At 68.5% G+C, this 20,034-nt stretch carries 19 protein-coding genes; 7 read left to right on the forward strand and 12 right to left on the reverse strand.

Features of this window, described 5'->3' with window-relative positions:
• The 8 genes from VSR71_RS28545 to VSR71_RS28580 all read right to left on the reverse strand — a co-directional run.
• The coding region (locus VSR71_RS28545) for an alpha/beta hydrolase-fold protein (RefSeq protein WP_342917021.1) at positions 1 to 302 on the reverse strand (302 nt) is incomplete at its 3' end.
• 10 nt (positions 303 to 312) lie between these two features.
• Positions 313 to 1,419: an S-(hydroxymethyl)glutathione dehydrogenase/class III alcohol dehydrogenase gene (locus VSR71_RS28550; RefSeq protein ID WP_342917022.1), complete on the reverse strand. Its 1,107-nt coding sequence runs from the start codon at positions 1,417 to 1,419 to the stop codon at positions 313 to 315.
• Between the two features lie 238 nt (positions 1,420 to 1,657).
• A complete protein-coding gene (locus tag VSR71_RS28555; RefSeq protein ID WP_342917023.1) occupies positions 1,658 to 3,034 on the reverse strand; it encodes an NTP/NDP exchange transporter in 1,377 nt (458 codons plus the stop codon).
• A gap of 15 nt (positions 3,035 to 3,049) precedes the next feature.
• Complete coding sequence (locus VSR71_RS28560) at positions 3,050 to 3,967, reverse strand: aldo/keto reductase (protein WP_342917024.1); 918 nt, start codon at positions 3,965 to 3,967, stop codon at positions 3,050 to 3,052.
• A 148-nt stretch (positions 3,968 to 4,115) separates the two neighbouring features.
• Entirely contained in the window at positions 4,116 to 5,477 is a 1,362-nt protein-coding gene (locus VSR71_RS28565; protein WP_209761678.1) for a GntP family permease, read from the reverse strand.
• A gap of 234 nt (positions 5,478 to 5,711) precedes the next feature.
• Positions 5,712 to 6,104: a RidA family protein gene (locus tag VSR71_RS28570; RefSeq protein WP_063240271.1), complete on the reverse strand. Its 393-nt coding sequence runs from the start codon at positions 6,102 to 6,104 to the stop codon at positions 5,712 to 5,714.
• A gap of 51 nt (positions 6,105 to 6,155) precedes the next feature.
• Positions 6,156 to 7,610: a D-aminoacylase gene (locus VSR71_RS28575; RefSeq protein WP_342917025.1), complete on the reverse strand. Its 1,455-nt coding sequence runs from the start codon at positions 7,608 to 7,610 to the stop codon at positions 6,156 to 6,158.
• A gap of 2 nt (positions 7,611 to 7,612) precedes the next feature.
• Positions 7,613 to 8,518, reverse strand: coding sequence for a MurR/RpiR family transcriptional regulator (locus tag VSR71_RS28580; protein WP_342917026.1), 906 nt, complete (start codon positions 8,516 to 8,518; stop codon positions 7,613 to 7,615).
• A gap of 206 nt (positions 8,519 to 8,724) precedes the next feature.
• Between VSR71_RS28580 and VSR71_RS28585 the strand changes: the two genes are divergently transcribed.
• The 3 genes from VSR71_RS28585 (at position 8,725) to VSR71_RS28595 (ending at position 11,665) form a co-directional block, all read left to right on the forward strand.
• The gene (locus VSR71_RS28585; RefSeq protein WP_342917027.1) at positions 8,725 to 9,993 is read left to right on the forward strand and encodes an amino acid deaminase; all 1,269 of its coding nucleotides are present in this window, start codon (positions 8,725 to 8,727) and stop codon (positions 9,991 to 9,993) included.
• 13 nt (positions 9,994 to 10,006) lie between these two features.
• The gene (locus VSR71_RS28590) at positions 10,007 to 10,945 is read left to right on the forward strand and encodes a sugar kinase (RefSeq protein ID WP_342917028.1); all 939 of its coding nucleotides are present in this window, start codon (positions 10,007 to 10,009) and stop codon (positions 10,943 to 10,945) included.
• Between the two features lie 75 nt (positions 10,946 to 11,020).
• Positions 11,021 to 11,665 carry a bifunctional 4-hydroxy-2-oxoglutarate aldolase/2-dehydro-3-deoxy-phosphogluconate aldolase gene (locus VSR71_RS28595; protein ID WP_342917029.1) on the forward strand — a complete coding sequence of 215 codons (645 nt, stop codon included), beginning with the start codon at positions 11,021 to 11,023 and terminating at the stop codon, positions 11,663 to 11,665.
• A 123-nt stretch (positions 11,666 to 11,788) separates the two neighbouring features.
• Here VSR71_RS28595 and VSR71_RS28600 read toward each other — a convergent pair whose 3' ends face one another.
• From VSR71_RS28600 to VSR71_RS28610, 3 genes are all read right to left on the reverse strand, one after another.
• Positions 11,789 to 11,920: an entericidin A/B family lipoprotein gene (locus VSR71_RS28600; RefSeq protein WP_010814145.1), complete on the reverse strand. Its 132-nt coding sequence runs from the start codon at positions 11,918 to 11,920 to the stop codon at positions 11,789 to 11,791.
• Positions 11,921 to 12,070: 150 nt separating this feature from the next.
• Positions 12,071 to 13,411, reverse strand: a complete 1,341-nt coding sequence (locus tag VSR71_RS28605; protein ID WP_342917030.1) for a GGDEF domain-containing protein — start codon at positions 13,409 to 13,411, stop codon at positions 12,071 to 12,073.
• 287 nt (positions 13,412 to 13,698) lie between these two features.
• Complete coding sequence (locus tag VSR71_RS28610; protein WP_342917031.1) at positions 13,699 to 15,015, reverse strand: hemolysin family protein; 1,317 nt, start codon at positions 15,013 to 15,015, stop codon at positions 13,699 to 13,701.
• Between the two features lie 180 nt (positions 15,016 to 15,195).
• Between VSR71_RS28610 and VSR71_RS28615 the strand changes: the two genes are divergently transcribed.
• Positions 15,196 to 16,125, forward strand: a complete 930-nt coding sequence (locus tag VSR71_RS28615) for a helix-turn-helix transcriptional regulator (protein ID WP_342917032.1) — start codon at positions 15,196 to 15,198, stop codon at positions 16,123 to 16,125.
• Here VSR71_RS28615 and VSR71_RS28620 read toward each other — a convergent pair.
• The gene (locus VSR71_RS28620) at positions 16,100 to 16,648 is read right to left on the reverse strand and encodes an acyloxyacyl hydrolase (protein ID WP_342917033.1); all 549 of its coding nucleotides are present in this window, start codon (positions 16,646 to 16,648) and stop codon (positions 16,100 to 16,102) included. The two genes, VSR71_RS28615 and VSR71_RS28620, sit on opposite strands and share 26 nt — an antisense overlap.
• A gap of 359 nt (positions 16,649 to 17,007) precedes the next feature.
• Between VSR71_RS28620 and VSR71_RS28625 the strand changes: the two genes are divergently transcribed.
• From VSR71_RS28625 to VSR71_RS28635, 3 genes are all read left to right on the forward strand, one after another.
• Positions 17,008 to 17,571, forward strand: a complete 564-nt coding sequence (locus VSR71_RS28625) for a surface-adhesin E family protein (protein ID WP_342917034.1) — start codon at positions 17,008 to 17,010, stop codon at positions 17,569 to 17,571.
• Between the two features lie 145 nt (positions 17,572 to 17,716).
• On the forward strand, positions 17,717 to 17,950 hold the full coding sequence (locus tag VSR71_RS28630; RefSeq protein ID WP_342917035.1) for a hypothetical protein: 234 nt from the start codon (positions 17,717 to 17,719) through the stop codon (positions 17,948 to 17,950).
• 333 nt (positions 17,951 to 18,283) lie between these two features.
• Entirely contained in the window at positions 18,284 to 20,005 is a 1,722-nt protein-coding gene (locus VSR71_RS28635) for a mechanosensitive ion channel family protein (RefSeq protein WP_342917036.1), read from the forward strand.
• Positions 20,006 to 20,034 lie beyond the last annotated feature (29 nt).

A 20,034-nucleotide genomic window follows, 5' to 3' on the forward strand; every position in this document is an offset into this window, starting at 1 on the left:
ACGCCGAAGTCCCACGCATCGGCCTCGCCCGGCACGCCCGCGCCGCGCGGGCTGGTGTCGGGTGCCACCAGCATCAGGCCGTGCTCGGCGGCAAAGCGCTGCGCCCCGGCCTTGATCATAAAGGTCTCTTCGGTGCAGGTCAGCCCGGCCAGGTAGAACAGCACCGGCACCTTCGCGCCACCCTGCGCCTGCGGCGGCAGGAACACCGAGAAGCGCATCGGCAGCCCGATCGCCGCCGACTCATGGCGGTAGAAGCGCTGCACGCCGCCATGGCAGCCGTGTTGCGAGATCAGTTCGATCATGGCGCGCGCCTCAGTACAGCACCACCGAGCGGATCGACTCGCCGCGCTTCATCAGGTCGAAGCCTTCGTTGATGCGCTCCAGCGGCAGCGTGTGCGTGATCAGGTCGTCGATATTGAGCTTGCCTTCCATGTACCAGTCGACGATCTTCGGCACGTCGGTGCGCCCGCGCGCGCCGCCGAAGGCCGAGCCTTTCCACTCGCGGCCCGTCACCAGCTGGAACGGACGCGTCGAAATCTCGGCGCCGGCCTCGGCCACGCCGATGACGATCGACTTGCCCCAGCCCTTGTGGCAGCACTCCAGCGCCTGGCGCATGACCTGCGTATTGCCGATGCATTCGAACGAGTAGTCCGCGCCGCCGTCGGTCAGCTGGATGATGTGGTCGACCACGTTCTCCACGTCCTTCGGGTTGACGAAATGCGTCATGCCGAACTTGCGCGCCATCGCTTCGCGCGCCGGGTTCAGGTCCACGCCGATGATCTTGTCGGCGCCGACCATCTTCGCCGCCTGGATCACGTTCAGGCCGATGCCGCCGAGGCCGAACACGACCACGTTGGCGCCGGCTTCCACCTTGGCGGTGAACAGCACCGCGCCCACGCCGGTGGTCACGCCGCAGCCGATGTAGCAGACCTTGTCGAAGGGCGCATCGGGGCGGATCTTCGCCAGCGCGATCTCCGGCACCACGATGTGGTTGGCGAAGGTCGAGGTGCCCATGTAGTGGAAGATCGGCTTGCCGTCGAGCGAGAAGCGCGAGGTGCCGTCCGGCATCAGGCCCTTGCCCTGCGTCGCGCGGATCGCCTGGCACAGGTTGGTCTTGCGCGACAGGCAGAACTTGCACTGGCGGCATTCCGGCGTGTACAGCGGGATCACGTGGTCGCCGGGCCTGAGCGATGTCACGCCGGGGCCGACGTCGGTGACGATGCCGGCGCCTTCATGGCCCAGGATCGCCGGAAAAATGCCTTCCGGGTCGGCGCCCGACAGCGTGTAGTAATCGGTATGGCAGATGCCGGTGGCCTTCACTTCCACCAGCACTTCCCCGGCACGCGGGCCGTCCAGGTCCACGTCTTCAATGGTCAGCGGGGCGCCGGCTTTCCAGGCGATGGCGGCTTTGGTCTTCATGGGGTCCTCCGGGGTCAGGAATGTCCTGGGCGATGCTTCTGCGCCCGAGGCCATGACTATACGGCCATCTGCCGGGCCGCGGCCAGCCGCACCGGACAGTGAATTACCAAAAAGGAGTTAGACAAGCTGCGCCGCGAGATCCACCGGATCGAGTCTTCGCTGGCGGACTCCGGCGAGATGCTGCCCGTCGCGAACAAGGCGAAGCGCTGAAGCGGTCGTCCCGGAGCGCTGGACACGGCTAGCGCGAAGTCGTCGTCGCGCCGGCCGCTCCCGCGCGCCGGCTGGTGTCCCGCGGCGCCAGCTCGTTCTCGTGCCGCCGCCCCAGCCACCATCCCAGCGCCGCCCATGCCAGCGCCAGCCCGGCACCGGCCAGCGCTACCGTGGCCGGGTGGCCGGAAATCGCATCGATGGCGGTCTTGACCCATGCGCTGACCGCATCGCCGGCACGATAGACCGCGGTGTCGATCACGTTCTTGGCCTTGTACTTGGTCTCGGGATCGACCACCGTGAACAGCATCTCGCGCCCGGGCCGCAGCAGCGCATACTCGCCCACGCGCCGCAGGATCATCACGCCGGCCAGCACGCCGAAGGTCGGCACCAGCGCCAGCACGACGAAGCCCGCCGCGACCGCCAGCGGCACCGCGGTCAGTAGTAGCGTGACGCCATAGCGCCGTGCCATGCGGCCGGTGAAGAACAGCTGGATCAGGATGGTCAGCGCCTGGACCGTGGCGTCGAGCGCGCTGAAGACCTGGGTTTGCCGGGTGCGCTCGGGGAAGGCCTCGGCCACCAGCCGCGCCTGCTCGAAATACAGGAAGGTGCTGGCAGTGGCCAGCAGGATCACGAACAGGCCGATGCCGAGCAGGTAGCGCGAGCGCAGCAACAACGCCAGCCCCGCCCACAGGCCGCCGCCGACCGGGTTGGCAGGGTCGCTGGCGGGATCGCTGGCAATATCGGCGTGCACTTCATGGCCCGCGCCGGCGCGGCGGCGCCAGCCGAACAGCCAGCCCACCCCCGGCAGCGTCGCGGCGAGCAGCGCGGCGGACAACAGCATCAGCCCGGTCAGCCCGATCTGCGGCACCAGCCAGCCGCCCAGCACCGGCCCGGCCAGACCACCGGCGCTGGCGCCCGCGGCCAGCAGCGCGAACAGGCGCCGCGCCTGCTCTGGCCGGAACACGTCTGCCATCAGGCTCCACGCGACGGACACCACGAACAGGTTGAACACCGACAGCCACACGTAGAACACGCGCGCCAGCCAGACATCGTCAGGCCATGCGCGCGTGGCGAAGGCGAAGGCGAGCAGGTTGGCGATAAAGAACGCGTAGACCCACGGCACGAAGCGCCGGCGCGGCAGCCGCGCGCACACCGCGCCATACAGCGGGATCGCCGCCAGCATGACGACGAAGGTCGCGGTAAACAGCCATTGCAGGTTCTTCACGCCGCCGGCGATGCCCATGGTCTCGCGCACCGGGCGCAGCATGAAGTAGCTGGCGAACAGGCAGAAGAAGAACAGGAAGCCGGCCACTACCGCGCTCCCCTCGCCGGGGCGGATGCCAAAGCCGCGCCGCAGCCGTGCCAGGCCGCCGCCGGCGGGTGTGTCGCGATCGGGTTCGTCCATGCGGCCCGGCGCGCGTCAGGCCAGCAGCGCGGCGATGCGCTCGCGCTGGCCAGGATCGGGCATGCGCCCCAGCGCGGCGCCAAGGTTATCGGCCATGTTGCGCGGTTTGGAGGTGGCGGGGATGGCGGCGGTCACCGCCGGATGGCTGACGATGAATTTCAGGAACAGCTGGCCCCACGAGCCGCAGTCGATGTCTCCGGCCCACGGCGGCAGCGGCCGGTCCTTGACCACGCGGAACAGGCGGCCGTCCTGGTACGGGCGGTTGACCAGCACCGCGACGCCGCGCTCCTGGCACAGCGGCAGCAGCGTGCGCTCGGCATTGCGCTCGGCCACCGAGTAGTTGACCTGGACGAAATCGATGCGCTCGTTGCGCACGATCCGCTCCAGCGCCTCGTGCGCGTCGTCGCGGTAATGGGTGATGCCCAGGTAGCGGATGCGGCCTTGCTCCTTCAACTCGCGCAGGAAGCGCAGGTTGCCTTGCCAGTCGATCAGGTTGTGCACTTGCAGCAGGTCGACCTTGTCGACGCGCAGGTCGGCCAGCGAGCGTCCCCACTGCGCCTGCGCCGGGGCGCCGGACTGGGCCGAGATCTTGGTCGCCAGGAATACGCGCTGCCGGGCGTTGGCCGCGCGCAGCAGGTCGCCGGTCACTGCCTCGGCGCTGCCATAGCTGGGCGCGGTGTCGATGACCGAGCCTTCGGTGCGCAACAGCATCGCCATGACTTCGGCCAGCGGCTTGCGTTCGGTGGCTTCGCTGCTGACGTTGAAGGTGTCGGCCGTGCCCATGCCCACGACGGGCAGGGCCTCGGTCGTGCCCGGGATGTTGCGGCGCAGGGGCACGGCAACGGTGGCGGCGTCGGCGGGAAGGGCGGGCAGGGCGCCGGTGGCGGTCAGCCCGGCGGCCAGGGCCAGGAATGAGCGGCGGTCGAGTGGCATGGGAGCGGTTGGAAGCGGTTGGAGGCGGGTCATACACTGGTTGACCTTAGGCGCTGGCCAGAGCCTTGTAAACCGCTGCTTCAGTGCGCTATCCGGCACGCCGCGCCGCGCGCACCTGGCTAAGGGTGCGCGGTACGGCTTTCGCGCCTCAGACCACCGTGGCCAGGCCCAGCGTCAGCAGCAGCGCCACCACCGAGATGATGGTCTCGCACACCGACCAGGTCTGGAAGGTCTGCGTCACGGTCATGTTGAAGTACTCCTTGACCAGCCAGAAGCCGCCGTCGTTCACGTGCGACAGGATCAGCGAGCCGGCGCCGGTGGTCAGCACCAGCAGCTCGGGACGGGTGCCGGGCACGCTGGCGGCGATCGGCGCGACGATGCCGGCGGCGGTGGTCATGGCGACGGTGGCCGAGCCGGTGGCGATGCGGATCATCACCGCGACCAGCCAGCCCAGCACCAGCACCGACACCTGCGCGCTGGTGGCGACATCGACGATGGCGGTGGAGATTCCCGAGTCGCGCAGGATGCGGCCGAAGCCGCCGCCGGCGCCGACCACCAGCGTGATGATCGCGGTGGGCGCCACGCACTCGTTGGTGAACTTCAGGATGGTTTCGCGGTTGAAGCCGCGCGCCTTGCCGAAGGTGTAGAAGCTCACCAGCGCGGCGATCAGCAGCGCCATCACCGAGTTGCCGATCAGCTTGAGGAAGTCGTTGGCAAAGGTCTTGGGCGTGGTGAAGACGTCGGCCCAGCTGCCGATCAGCATCAGCATCACCGGCAGCAGGATGGTGAACACCGTGATGCCAAAGCCCGGCAGTTCGTGCGATTCCTTGACGCGCTCATCCTCTTCGGTGAACTGGTCGGCCAGCGGGTTGACCTCGGGCAGCTTGACATAGCGGTCCATCAGCTTTGCAAACAGCGGGCCGGCAATGGCCGCCGTGGGAATGCCCACGATCAGCGCGTACATGATGGTCTTGCCGATGTCCGCGCCGTACGCGGTCACGGCCAGCAGCGCGGCCGGATGCGGCGGGATCAGGCCATGCACCACCGACAGGCCGGCCACCATGGGGATGCCGACCACTACCATCGACGTGCCGGTGCGCTTGGCCACGTTGAAGGCGATCGGCACCAGCAGCACGAAGCCGACCTCGAAGAACACCGGCAGGCCGACGATAAAGGCAATGGTCGCCATGGCCCAGTGCACGTTCTTCGCGCCGAAGAAGTCGATCAGCGTGTTGGCGATGCGTTCCGCTCCGCCCGACTCGGCCATCATCTTGCCAAGCATGGTGCCCAGGCCCACCACCAGCGCGATATGGCCGAGGGTGCCGCCGACACCGGCTTCGAATGACTTGACGATGTCGCCCATCGGCATGCCCACGGCAAAGCCGAGCAGCACCGAGACGACAACGAGGGTAATGAAGGGGTTGAGCTTGTAGCGCGCGATCAGCACCACCAGGGCGATCACGGCGATCAGCGCATACACCAAGAGCGTGGTTCCGGTGACGGCACCCATATTGTCTCCTTGCGTGGAAAAAAAGCCGCTTGTGTGCGGCAGAGGTTCAGGCTTGTTGTTTTCTCCCCTATCCCGCTTGCGGGAGAGGGGTTGGGGGAGAGGGCGGGCGCGTGGCAAGCACCGTGGCGGCTCACTTCGTGGTGGCGCCGGCCCTCTCCCCCGGCCCCTCTCCCGCGCGCGGGAGAGGGGAGCAAACAGTCAGGAATGAGTCAATCAAGCAAGCAGGCAGCAGGCTCAGGCCGCCGGCTTCTTGTAGGCGATGCAGTCCACTTCGACCTTGCAGTCCACCACCATGCTCGATTGCACGCAGGCGCGCGCCGGCGGGTTGGCGCCAAAGTATTCCTTGAAGATCTTGTTGAACGAGGCGAAGTCGCGCGCATCGTCCAGCCACACGCCGCAGCGGACGACGTGCTCGGGGCCGTAGCCGGCCTCGGCCAGGATCGCCAGCACGTTCTTGATGGCCTGGTGGGTCTGCGGCACGATGCCGCCATCGATCAGCTCGCCGCCGACCATCGGCACCTGGCCGGAAACGTAGAGCCAGCCGTCGGCCGCTACTGCGCGCGCAAACGGCATGTGCGCGCCACCCTGGCCGGTGCCGCCTTCCACGCCGAATCGTTTGATGTCCATGGGTACTCCTGGAATTTGTTGCTGGGGAAAAATCGAAGAAAAGGAAGCGAATCAGTCGGCGCCGCGCGCCAGGAAGCGTCCTGCGCGGATTCCGGTCGACTGCCGCTGCTGCCATGACAGCTCGCCGTTGACCCAGACCGCGGCAATGCCTTCGGCGGGCTGCATCGGGTCGGTGAAGCTGGCGGCGTCGCGGATGGTCGCGGCGTCGAACAGCACCAGGTCGGCCCAGTAGCCTTCGCGCACGAAGCCGCGGCCATGCAGGCCGAAGCGCTCGGCCGACAGGCCGGTCATCTTGTTCACGGCGACGGTGAGCGGGAACAGCTCGCGGTCGCGCGCATAGTGGCCCAGCACGCGCGGGAACGCTCCCCACAGGCGCGGATGCGGCAGCGGGTCGTTGGGCAGGCCGTCCGAGCCGACCACCGTGGCGGGGTGGCTCAGGATGCGGTCGACGTCTGCGTCTTCCATGCAGTGGTAGACCGCGCCGGCGGGCATCAGCCGGCGCGCGGCCTCGAGCAGGTCGACCCGCCATTCGGCGGCGATATCGGCCAGCAGCCGGCCGCCCATCTCGGGCGCGCCTTCGGACCACGTCACCATGATGTCGAAGTCGCTGGTGACCTGCTTCAGGTCCAGCGTCGACGAGCTGGCGGTATAGGGATAGCAGTCGCAGCCGACTGGCTGCCAGCGCTGCGCGCCGTCGAGGGCGTCGAGCACTTCGGTGCTGCGGCCCCAGTTGTCAACGCCGGCGCATTTCAGGTGCGAGATCACCACCGGCACACGTGCATGGCGGCCGATGCGGAAGGCTTCGTCCATGGCGTCGAGGATCTCGGCGAACTCGCTGCGCAGGTGCGTGGCATAGAGCGCGCCGGCATGGGCCAGCGGCTCGGCCAGCGCCAGCACTTCCTCGGTCGGCGCGTTGAAGGCATTAGCGTAGGCAAGTCCGGTGGACAGGCCCAGCGCGCCGTGCTGCAGCGATTCTTCCAGCTGCGCGCGCATGGCCGCGATTTCCGCGGGCGTGGCGGCGCGGTCGAGGCGGTCCATATGGTTGCTGCGCAGCGCGGTATGGCCCACCAGGGCGGCGACGTTGATCGCGGGCTGCGCGGCATCGACGGCGTCGACGTAGGCCTTGAAGCTGGGGTAGCGGAACGCGTCGGCATGGCCGAGCAGGTTCATCGGGTCGGGCGGGTCGCCCGAGAGCGTTACCGGCGCGGCGCTGATGCCGCAGTTGCCGACGATCACGGTGGTCACGCCCTGCGACAGCTTGGGCGTCATCTCGGGCTGGCGCACGACGTTGGTATCGTCATGCGTATGCACGTCGATAAAGCCCGGTGACAGCACCAGGCCGTGGCCTTCGACTACATGCGCGGCGGCATCGGGATCGATCGCGCCGCCTTCATCGATGCGGGCTATGCGGCCGTCGCGCAGCGCCACGTCGGCCAGGCGCGCGGCGGCGCCGGAGCCGTCTATCAGCGTGACGAGTCGGATGAGGGTATCGAACAGGTGTGGCATGGTCAGTCTCCCAGAGGCTGGCGGCTGTCAGGACCCAGGCCGGGGCCGGTCTCGCCGCGGTGGCTGTCCAGCACGTACTTGAGCCGGCGCAGCCGCTCCTTGCTCTGGTCCTGCTGCAGCAACGCGCACTGGGTGGCCAGCACGTCCAGCACCATCAGCATCGCGTAGCGCGACGCGGACGGCTTGAAAATGAAATCCGTCTCCAGCGTGCGCACCGGCAGCAGCACGTCGGCGCGCGCGGCCAGCGGCGAGCCCAGCGCAGTCACCGCGACCAGCTTCGCGCCGTATTCACGTGCGATCTCGCAGCTGGCCAGCATCTCCGGCACGCGCCCGCTGGCCGAGAACGCCAGCACCACGTCGTCGCGGCTCAGCGTGGCCGCCACCATCTTCTGCAGCAGCCCGTCCTGGTAGCTGGCCACCGGCTGGCCCAGCCGCGCCAGGCGGTGGCGCGCCTCGTCGGCCATGAACGACGAGCCGCCGCCCATGCCAAAAGCGTAGACCATGCGTGCGCCCAGCAACAGCCGCGCGGCGTCTTCGATGCGCTGCGCGTCCATCAGGCCGCGGTTGACTTCGAGCGCGGTCAGGATGTCGGCATGGATGCTGTCGGCGAGCGTCGCCGGTGCTTCGGCAGCTGCATCGGCGCCGCCGGGTTGCAGGAAACGCGCACCCACTGCGGTGGCCTGTGCCAGCCGCAGCTTCAGGTCGCGCACGTCGCGGCAGCCGATGGCCTTGGCGAATCGGGTCACGCTGGCCTCGCTGACGCCGGCCTTGCGCGCCAGTTCGTTGATGCTCGCCGCCGCGGCGCCGGCCAGGTCTTCCAGCACCACCTGCGCGACCTTCTGCTCGGCCAGGCGCAGCGCGGGGCCGCGCTCGGCAATGCGGGTCAGGATGTCGAAGGGCGCGGTCATGGTTGGGTGGCTGGGCAGGGCCGCGAGGCAAAGTGGCGCAGGCGGCAGATGCTGTCGGCAGGGGCTATAACAGTGACTGACGCGGCCTTGCGCGTTGCCTCTGCGGTCCTGTGTGCTGTCAGCGTGTTACTTTATAACAAAGATGAAATATCTTATTTTCAGGGCTATCATTACGTCAATCAGATTTTTTAAGGGTGACGGCAAGCATGCGTGAAATAAAGTATCAGGCCGGCGTGATCGATCCGCTCAACAAGGCGCTGGGGCGCCTGGAAGCCCCGCTGGCACCGGACGCCGCCCGCACCGGCTGGAGCCTGCTGCAGGAAGAGCTGAGCCTGCCGGCCGCGGTGCTTTACGAAGACCGGCTTGCGCACAACCTGGAATGGATGCGCCGCTTCATGGGGGAGTACGGCGTGCAGCTTGCGCCGCATGGCAAGACCACCATGGCGCCCAAGCTGTTCGCGCGCCAGCTCGGCGCCGGCGCGTGGGGCATCACGCTGGCGACCGCGCACCAGACCGCCGCGGCGCATGCGCACGGCGTCAAGCGCGTGCTGATGGCCAACCAGCTGGTGGGCCGCCGCAACATGGAGATCGTTGCGGACCTGCTGCGCGACGATCCTGGCTTCGAGTTCTTCGCGCTGGTGGACTCCGCCGCGCTGGTCGACCAGCTCGGCAAGTTCTTCCAGGAGCGCGGGCAGACGCTGCAGGTGCTGCTGGAACTGGGCGTGGCGGGCGGGCGCACCGGCGTACGCGACGACGCGCAGCAGCAGGCCGTGCTCGACGCGCTGGCGCGCTGGCCGCAGGCCTTGTCGCTGGCGGGTGTCGAAATCTATGAAGGCGTGCTGAAGGAAGAGGCCGATATCCGCGCCTTCCTGCAGCGCACCGTGGCAGTGACGCGGGAACTGGCGCGGCAGGGCCGCTTCGGCCGCAGCCCGGTGGTGATGTCGGGCGCGGGCTCGGCCTGGTATGACGTGGTCGCCGAGGAGTTCGCGCGCACCGACATCGGCACGCCGATCGACATCGTGCTGCGCCCCGGCTGCTACCTGACCCACGACGTAGGCATCTACCGCGCCGCGCAGCAGCGCATCCTGGCCAGCAACCCGGTCGCGCAGAAGATGCGCGAGGGCCTGCTGCCCGCGCTGCAGCTATGGGCCTACGTGCAGTCGATCCCCGAGCCGGACCGCGTCATCATCGGCATGGGCAAGCGCGACGCCGCCTTCGATGCCGGCATGCCGATCCCCGCGCGGCTGTACCGACCGGGCAGCGAGGCGCCGGTCGACGTGCCCGCGCACTGGGAAGTGACCGGCATGATGGACCAGCACGCCTACCTGCAGGTCAAGCCGGGCGACGACATCCGGGTCGGCGACATGATCGCCTTCGATATCTCGCACCCTTGCCTGACCTTCGACAAGTGGCGCCATATCCCGGTGCTGGATCGCGACCTGCGCGTGATCGACATCGTGCAAACCTTCTTCTGAAGCGGAACGCCCCATGAGCATCGATATCCTGGCCTACGGCGAGCCGCTGGTGGAGTTCAACCAGCAGCGCGACGATCCCGACCGCTATTTGCAGGGCTTTGGCGGCGATACCTCCAACTTCTGCATTGCCGCGGCCCGGCAGGGCGCCAGCACCGGCTATATCAGCGCGGTGGGCGCCGATACCTTCGGCGAGCGCCTGCGCGCGCTGTGGACGCAGGAGCGGGTCGATACGCGTCACGTCCATGTGGACCCGTCCGCGCCCACCGGCGTCTATTTTGTCTCGCACGACAACCACGGCCATCGCTTCGACTACCTGCGCGAAGGTTCCGCCGCCAGCCGCTACCAGCATGAGCAGCTGCCGCTGGGCGCGATTGCCGCGGCGCGCTACCTGCACCTGTCGGGCATCAGCCTGGCCATCAGCACCAGCGCCTGCGATGCGGGCCTGGCGGCGATGGAGCATGCGCGCAAGGCTGGCACCAGGGTCACGCTCGACACCAACCTGCGCCTGCGGCTCTGGTCGCTGGCGCGCGCGCGCGGCATCATGCGCGAAGCGTTCGCGCTGACCGACGTGTGCCTGCCCAGCTGGGACGACATCACCGTGCTGACGGGGCTGGACGACCGCGATGCCGTCGTCGATTACCTGCTCGGCTGCGGCATCGGCCTGGTGGCGCTCAAGCTGGGCGAGGAGGGCGCTTACGTGGCCACACCCGAATCGCGCACGCTGGTGGCACCGTATCCGGTCAAGCCGGTCGATGCCACCGGCGCCGGCGATTGCTTCGGCGGCAGCTTTGTCGCGCGGCTGGCGGCGGGCGCCGACCCGTTCGAGGCCGCGCGCTACGCCAACGTGGCCGCGGCGCTGTCCACCACCGGCTATGGCGCGGTGGCGCCGATCCCCGATGCGCAGACCGTGATGGCCCGGCTGGCCGAATCGGTCTCCGTGATCGGCGGCTGAGCTGCGACTGAGCGGCGGCTCAGCCGGCTGCATTCCCTGACTTTGCTTTCCTGAACCCTTCATCCCGAGACCGATATGCAAAACCAGACTTCCCCGCTGCTCCCCCTGCTGGCCGACGTGCCGGTGATCCCCGTGCTGGAATTCCATTCGGTCGACGAGGCCCTGCACGTCAGCGAGGCGCTGGTCACCGGCGGCCTGCCGCTGCTGGAGATCACGCTGCGCACGCCGGTCGCGCTGGAAGCCATCAAGGCCGTGGCCGCCGCGCTGCCGCAGGCTTGCGTGGGCGCGGGCACGGTCCTGAGCGTCGAGCAGCTGCATGCCGTGCGCGATGCCGGCGCGCAGTTTGCCGTGTCGCCCGGCCTGACCCCGTCGCTGGCGGAGGGGGCGCAGGGTGCGGGGATTTCGCTGTTGCCGGGGGTGGCCACGGCCAGCGAGGCCATGCTGGCGCTGGAAGCCGGCTTCACCTTCCTGAAGTTCTTCCCGGCGCAGGCGGCTGGCGGGGTACCGATGCTCAAGTCGCTGGGCGGACCGCTGCCGCAGCTGCGCTTCTGCCCGACCGGCGGCATCGATGCCGCGCTGGCGCCGACCTACCTGGCCTTGCCCAACGTGGTTTGCGTGGGCGGGTCGTGGGTGGTGCCGAAGGACGCGGTGGCCGGCAAGGACTGGGGCCGAATCCGTGCGCTGGCCGAGCAGGCCCGCGCGCTGCGCAGCAAGGGCTGAGCGCGCCGGGCCGTAATCAAGTCAAAGCCAGGCAATGCAATGCAAAACGGCACGCCGAGGGGCGTGCCGTTTTTGGTTGCAGACGCGGCCAGGCCGCGTCGTTGCGCGGTTTGGCGGTCCGGCTTACTTGTGCCGGTCTGCCGAGCTTTCCAGCTTCTGGCCGCCGCGCTGAATGTCTTGTCCGAGTCCTGCCATCGTGTTGCAGCCAGCCAACAGGGTGGCAAACAGAACGCACCAGATCCAACCTTTCTTCACGCCGAGCTCCTTTCCATTCGGTTGAGGGTTTGAAGCAGATTTTACTGCCGCTGTCAGCGCGGTTGATATCTGGTATGTGCCAATTTGTAAATCGTGCAATCGATGCAACAGTTGCTGCCGCTGCTGCTGGCGCGGCCCGGCTTGAACACTTCAGCCAGCCGGCGCCAGCAGCTCGCGGGCGCGCTGCTGGATGGCCGCGTGGGTCTGCACCAGCCATGCCGCCGGGAAAGGTTGCGCCAGCAGGTAGCCCTGCACGCTGTGGCAGCCCCAGGCTCGCACCGCCTCCAGTTGCTGCCGGCTTTCCACGCCCTTGGCGCAGACCGCCGCGCCGGCGCGGCGCGCCATGACGCAGGCGCTGTGCAGCCGCTCGGCGAGGCCCGGGCTGGCCCCGCGCGCGCCGCTATGGCCCAGCCGGCGTACATCGAGCGAGACGCTATCGGGCCGCAGCGCCTTCAGCGCAAGCCGGCTGCCCGGGCTGTCGTCGAAATCGCCCAGCGCCAGCTGTACCCCGAGGCGGCGCAAGTCTGCAAAGCGCTCGGGGACGCAGGTGTCCTGGGGCGCCGCGCTGGCAGGCAGCTCGATGCACAGGCGCTCCGCGGCGATGCCGCCCGTGATGGCCTGCGCCAGCGCATCGACCATCTCCGGGCGGTGCAGCTGCGCGCTGGAGGCCAGTAGCGTAAATTGCAGCGGCGCAAGCGCTTCGGCGCTGCGCACCAGCGGCAGCACGCTGTCGAGCAGCCAGGCGCCGATGCGTCCGACCAGCCCTAGCGATTCCACCGCCGGCAAAAAGTCCTGCGGCGCCACGCGGCCCAGCACGGGGCTGTGCCAGCGCAGGCGCACGGTATAGCCGCTGACACGGGCGCCTGCGAAGTTGGCGCGCGGCTGCAGTTGCAGGCTGAGTTCGCCGCGCTCCAGCGCCTCGGGCAGGGCCGCCAGCAGCGGTGCGGTGGGCGGAGCGGCGGCCTTGTCGGCGCGCGCGAGGCCGTCGCCGCCCTGGCGGACGACGCGCAGCATGGCATCGAAGGCCTGCTGCACGCTGCGCTCGGCGGGGATGTCCGGGTGGTCGGTGGCCACGCCGATGCTGCTGGAGATAAACAGCTCGAAGCCATCAAGCTCGAACGGACGGGACAGGTCGGCGGCAATGCGCTCGGCAATCGGCCCGGCATCCGTGCCGCCGGCCGGCAGTGCCGTGACCGCGCCCAGGTCAGACACGGCCACCCACTGCATGACCGCTCCCTGCGGCAGCAGGGCTGCAATGCGGGCCTGCACCAGCGCCTGCAGGCGGGCGGCGCGGCGCGGGCCAAGGGTCTCGCCCGCGCTGGCAAAGCGGTCGAGCCGGATGGCCAGCACAGCGGTCGGCGGCGCGCCGTCGGCGCGGCGCGCGGCCAGCGCGGACAGCAGTCCGGCCGGCCGCGCCGGGACGTTCGCATCGGACGGCAGTGGTGCGCCGCCCGATGGCGTCCCGCCGGGATCGTCGGCATCTGGATGCATGAATCGTGTTGCGGGCGGCGGCCGTGTTGGCGGCGCTGTCCCGCGTCTCCCCGTTGTCAGTGTTCTACGTCTGGCAGGACCGCTGGCGCGGGCCGGCTGCTCTCGTCAGGCGTGACGGCGCACGCCTGCTGCGGCCGCAACGGGCCGCAAGGCCAGATCATAAGCCAAGCCGGGGGGCAGGATCTTGCAAGTTGCGACAAGTTGCGGACTACGCACCTATCGTTTGACAGAGATCAATGCGGCGCTAGCGCGTCACTGAATGGGGTTGACTGAACACACGCGCGGCATCAGCCGGTCGTTTCTTCTTCCGGGCCGTCTTCGGGTGGCAGGCGCGAGGCCAGCACCTTGTCGATGCGCTTGCCGTCCATGTCGACAATCTCGAAGCGCCAGTCGCCCCACTCGACGCGGTCGGCGACCTGCGGCAGCCGTCCGAGCAGCAACAGCAGCATGCCCGACAGCGTGTGGTAGCGCTCCTTTTCTTCTTCCGGCACCTGGCGCAGGCCGATGCGGTCCTTCAGTTCGGGGATCGGGATCAGGCCGTCGAGCAGCCACGAGCCATCGTCGCGCTGCACCGCCCATTCCTCGCCGGCGGCCTCGGCCTTGAACTCGCCGGTGATGGCTTCGATCAGGTCCTGCAGCGTCACCAGGCCCAGCACCTCGCCGTATTCGTCGATGACAAAGGCCACCTGGCCGCCCGAGGCGCGGAAGTTTTCCAGCAGCTCCATCCCGGTCACGCTTTCGGGCACGAACACCGCCGGCTGCACCACTGCCATCAGGTCAGCCTCTTCGCCGCGCAGGCGGCGCGCCAGCAGCTGGCGCGCGCTGACCACGCCGACGATGTCATGCATGCCGCCGCGCACCGCCGGGAAGCGGGAGTGGTCGGATTCCTCGATACGGCGCAGGTTTTCTTCCAGCGGCGCGTCCACGTCGAGGTAGATGACGTCGCCGCGGGGCACCATCAGCGAGGCCAGCTGGCGGTCGTCGAGGCGGAACACGTTGCGCACCATGGTGTGCTCGTGCTGCTCGATCACGCCTGCTTCGGAGCCTTCGACCAGCAGTGCGTGGATTTCTTCCTCGGTCACGCCGGGCCCGCTGTCGGTCTTGGTGCCGAGCAGGCGCAGCACCAGCCGGGTGGAGCTCGACAGCAGCTTGACGAAGGGGGTGGACGCCACCGCGAGCCAGGAGATCGGGCGCGCCACCAGGCGCGCAATGGCTTCAGGGGCCATCTGGCCCAGGCGCTTGGGCACCAGCTCGCCCAGTACGATGGAAAAGTAGGTCAGCCCGGCCACCACGATCGCGGTGGCGACGTAGCCGGCGGTGGACTCTGCCATGCCAACGCTGCTGTGCAGCCAGTCGCCGAAGGGCTGCGCCAGCGTCGATTCGCCGACCACGCCGTTGAGAACGCCGATCGACGTGATGCCGATCTGCACGGTCGACAGGAAGCGTGTGGGGTCCTCGCCCAGCTTCACGGCCTCGATCGCGCCCCGGTCGCCGTTCTCGATCTGCCGCTGCAGGCGCGCCTTGCGCGCGGTGACCAGCGCGATCTCGGACATCGCGAACACGCCGTTCAGCAGGATCAGCGCCAGTAATATGGCAATTTCCATCAAAGTGCGCGCCCTTTGCGCGCCGGGTGTTCAAAAAGGCCAAGCATACCATTCGGTTGTTACAGGGAGTCGTCACAGTGACGCCTGCGTCTCAGGGGCGGCAGCCAGGGCCGACAGGGAATTGCTGCTATTACCTGGCAGGTAGTCGCTGCCAGCGCGAGGCCATGCTGTAATACGCGCATGGAAACGTTGACTCCCGCCTCAGAAGCCACTCTCGACTTCCCCGGCCTGCTGCGCTACTGGCGCGGCAAGCGCGGCTACAGCCAGTTGGCGCTGTCGCTGGCCGCCGGGGTGTCGCAGCGCCACATCTCTTTCCTGGAATCCGGCCGCGCCCGCCCCAGCCGTGAAATGGTGCTGGCGCTGGCCGAGCGCCTCGGCGTGCCGCTGCGCCAGCGCAACCGCATGCTGCTGGCAGGCGGCTTCGCCCCGGCCTACAGCGAACATGCGCTGGCCTCGCCGCCGTTGCAGATGGTGCAGCAGGCGATCGCATTGATCCTGTCCAAGCAGGAGCCGTACCCGGCCGTGGTGCTGGACCGGTTCTGGAACCTGGTCGACGCCAACCAGGCATACCGGCGCATGCTCGATACGCTGCTCGACGGGCGCGCGCCCGCGTCGCTGGAGGACGAAGGTGGGCAGGGCGGCCAGGGCGGCCGGGGCGGCGATCTGCGCCGGGTCAACCTGATGCTGTCCGTATTCGATCCGCAAGGATTGTGGCCGGTAATCGAGAACGCGCGCCAGGTCGGACGCTACCTGCTGCGGCGCGTCTGGCAGGAATTGCAGAGCCAGGCGCACGACCAGACCGCGCGCGAGATCTTGCGGCGCATCGCCGCGTGGCATCCCGACATGGTCGGCCCCGGCGGCGTGCTGCTGCCCGAGGACGACGGCGCCGAAGGACCGCCGCTGCCGGTGTTGCCGGTCGTGCTGCATGCCGGCGCGTTCCGTGCGTCGCTGTTTTCGACGCTGACCACGCTTGGCATTCCGCAGGACATCACGCTGCAGGAACTGCGCATCGAGTCCTTCTTTCCCGCCGACGAACCCACGCGCGCCCTGTTCGAAGCGCTGGGCGCCGCGCAGCCACCGGCGTTCAGAAGCGGTAGCGCAGGTAGATGACGTGGAAGCTGGTGCCAGGATTGGGCTCCTTGATGCCGGCATTGGACAGGTGCTGGAAGCGGTAGCCCGCGGTAAAGCGCCGGTCCGAGCCGAAGGTTACGCCCAGGCCCGCGTATTCCGAGAACTGGAACGCCGTGGAAATGACATGGTCGTCCGAGGTGCGCGTTCCCGTCAGCAAGCGCGGCCCGACCGACAGTTCGAGGAACGGCGCCCACGCGTGCTTCCACCAGCCGATGCGGACCACCGGCGAGGCGCCGAACTCCCACAGGTCATGCGGATTGTTGTCGCTGCTGCTGTTCCAGCGCGCGACATTGACTTCCCATTGGAGGTCGATCAGCCAGCCCTGCGGATTGCCCCACGCAAAGCCTGAATCCCACAGCATGGCCATCTCGACCTTCTGCACGTGGTGGGTCTCGTCGAAGCCGTAGCCCAGCTGCACGGCGGGCGCGGCGTGCGCCGTGCCGAGGCAAAGGGGGAGGGCCAGCAGGCTCGCCGCGGCGGCGTGTCGCACGATCTGCGGCATCGGGCGCGCTGCCAAGCGACGCTGTCGGTGCCGCAGACTGGTATGTGCTGCAGGCGCGGGAGGGAGATCGCAACAACTTGCACGGCAGTCTTGACTGGCTTCTTGGTCTTGTCGTGGCATGGGCGCAAGGCTTGGGGTGCTGCGTTGCTGTTGGACCTTGCATGGCGCGGCGCCGCAACGGGCGTCGCCATGCATGGCCGGCCTCCATACCCTATTTGTAGTACACGGGTTGGCACATTGCTGGCCGAGGGGGCGACGCCATTCGCGAGCGCGTGCGCAACCGCTGCAAAGCCGCCAGATGGCGCGCGTCCTGTGCGACAATGCGGCTCGCTTTTTCCCGTCTATACGAGGGCAATTCAATGATGTTCCGCATTTTTAGGCATGCTGCCGCGCTGGCCGGCTGCATGCTCGGGCTGGCCGTGCCGGCCGCTCATGCCGAAGGCAGTGCCATGCCGGCGCAGCGTCCGGCCGCGGCCGCCGGCCTTTACGAGTGCCAGGCGCCGGACGCCGGCACCGTGTTCCGCTCGACGCCCAGGGAAGGCTGCCGTCTGGTGGCAGCGCCCGACCCTGGCGCACCTGACCCGCAGCGCTGGTTGCCGCTGATGGGTGCCAACGGCGTGATCTCGTACTTCGACCAGTCGGCGACCCGGCGCCAGGGGACGCAGGTGGGTGTCGTGCTGATGCGCAATTCACCGTCAGGGGTGATCCGCACCGCCAACGGCGAACCGATCCGCTCGTCGCTCAAGCGCATGGTGCTCGACTGTGCCACGTCGATGTTCGCGGTGGTCGAGCAGACGCTGTACAGCAAGCGCTATGCGCGCGGCAGTTCGCTCTATACGATCCGCGCGCCGCAGTACGGCACCTTCCAGCCCGCCGGCCCCGGCACGATCGCGGGTGAACTGCTGCGCAGGCTGTGCCGCTGAGCTGAGCGTCCCCTGGCGCTCCCCTGTCAGGGTTTGTCCCGGTCAACCGCGTGCAAACCGTCCTCGTTGATGCGAATGACCCGGCGCGAATCGCGTGCCGGTCATTGCAGGCATTCCCATACGCAGGGCTCACGAGGAGACCGAAATGAAGAAGTGGATCGTCATGCTGTCGCTGGCAATGTTCGGTGCGGGCGCAATGGCGCAGGCAACGCCGGCCGCTCCGGCAACCCCCGCCACGCCGGCGGCACCGGCTGCCGACAAGGCTGCACCGGCCAAGGCCGACAGCAAGCACAAGGCCAAGGCCAAGAAGACCAGCGCCAAGAAAAAGCAGAGCCACGCTCCCGCTGCCAAGGCCCCGACGACAAATAAAGGCGCCTGAGCGCGCTGCCGATGGCGGCGGGCGCCCGCTCCCCGGCATGCGGGGAAGCAGGCGGCGTCCGTACCGCCATGCCGCCGCGCTGCGATGGCGTGGCACGCGGGCGGGGCACGTCCCTGCCGCGCGAACGACAATCCTGTGGCACGCCATGCCGTGCCTTCCGGGGGGAAAGGCAGGGTCGTTGCGGCGGATCGAGACAGGAGGCTACGGCCTCCTTTTTTTGTTCCAGCGCGGCAGCTTTGCGTGCGCTGTCGCGCACGCTATGCTAGCGGGCATCGTGCCCGCCTGGCGTGCCGTGCTGCGCCGGCGCAATGCAACCCTCGGACAGGAGCATCTATGGCAGCGCTTGCAGCATGGTGGCGGCGAATCGCAATCCTGTGGACGCTGGCGCTGCTGTGCCAGCCGGCATGGGCGGCCACGCCGGCACCGGCACAGGCCTCAGTCCCGATCGCCGTGCCCAGCGGCGAAGTCGCGGAACTGCGGCTGATGGATCGCCCCATCGCCACGCTGCGTGCAGCGGTCGGCGGCGCGACGCCCGCCATGCGCGTGGCGCGTGCGCAGCAGTTGTTCGACGGTCTTACCGAGGCCGAACTGGCCCAGCCGCTCGGGCAGCTCAGCGGCACGCTCGGCGATGCGCCGATGATCGCGTTCCGGCTTGGTGACCGGCTGTTGTTCGCCCTGGCCCAGCAAGACCTTGCTGCGGAAGACAACCTCACGCTGGAAGCTGCCGGCGCGCAGGCCGCGGCGGCACTGCGCCAGGCTATTGCCGCGCGGCACGCGCACCTGCACTGGCCCAACCTGTTCCGCGGCGCGGCGCTGAGCCTGCTCGGCCTGGGCGTGCTGGCCGCGCTGGCCTGGGGCGTCGTGCGCGCCAGCGTGGCGCTGCGCGCGCGCCTGCGCACGGCATTGCAGCACCACGTGGCGCGGCACCTCGAACGCAGGGCCGGCCAGTTCGACTGGACCGGCACGCTCTACCAGCTGGTAGAGCGCCTGGTGCAGATCGTTGCGGTCGGCGTGGTGCTGGTGCTGGCCTTTGCCTGGCTGGAGTTCGCGCTCGAACAGTTTCCGCTGACGCAGCCGATGGGCGACCGCATGGGTGCGTTCATCCTCCACCTGCTGTCGGGCATTGCCTTGTCGATGGTTGGGGCAGTACCAGGGCTGGTGACGGTGGCGGTGATCCTGCTGATCACGCGCGCGGTGCAGCGGCTGGTTTCGAATATCTTCAAGGCAGTGCAGAAGGGCCAGATCTCGGTGCCCGGGATGCATGCCGAGACCGCCGGCGCCACGCGGCGCCTGACCGCGGTGTTGATCTGGGCGCTGGGGTTCACCTTTGCCTACCCGTATATCCCCGGCTCGGACAGCGATGTGTTCAAGGGCCTGTCGGTGCTGCTCGGTTTCATGGTGACGCTGGGCTCGGCCAACGTGGTCAACCAGCTGATGAGCGGCATGGTGGTGGTGTACTCGCGCGCGCTGCGGCGCGGGGACATGGTATGCATCGGCGATACCGTCGGCACGGTGGCTACGCTCGACGCGCTGTCGGTCAAGGTCATCAACCTGCGCAACGAAGAGGTGACGCTGCCGAACGCGGTGGTGGTCGGCAGCGCGATCCACAACTACACCCGGCACGGCAGCGTGCGCGATACCGGCATGAAAGAGGGTTGGCAGGCCGCGATGGTTTCGACCTCGGTCACCATCGGCTACGACACGCCGTGGCGGCAGGTCCATGCGATGCTGCTGGCCGCCGCCGCGCAGGCCGAACACGTGGCGGAGTCACCGACGCCGTTCGTGCTGCAGCGTGGCTTGTCGGATTTCTATGTCGAATACGAACTGTTTGCCGCGCTCGATGATCCGCGCAACCGCTTCTTTGCGCTATCCGCGCTGCACGCGGCGATCCAGGACCAGTTCAACACGCACGGCGTGCAGATCATGTCGCCGCACTTCATGGCGCAGCCTGCCCAGGCTGTCAACGTGCCCGAAGCCAGATGGTTCGAGCAGCCGGGCAGCGCGCAGATCGATCCGGCCGCACGGCCGCACCGGGCACCGTCGCGCGCTGCCTGAGCGCGGCCGGCGCTCTGATCGCGCGCACA

The organism is Cupriavidus oxalaticus (assembly GCF_038900635.1).
In the GTDB taxonomy this organism is placed as follows: Bacteria; Pseudomonadota; Gammaproteobacteria; order Burkholderiales; family Burkholderiaceae; genus Cupriavidus; species Cupriavidus oxalaticus_B.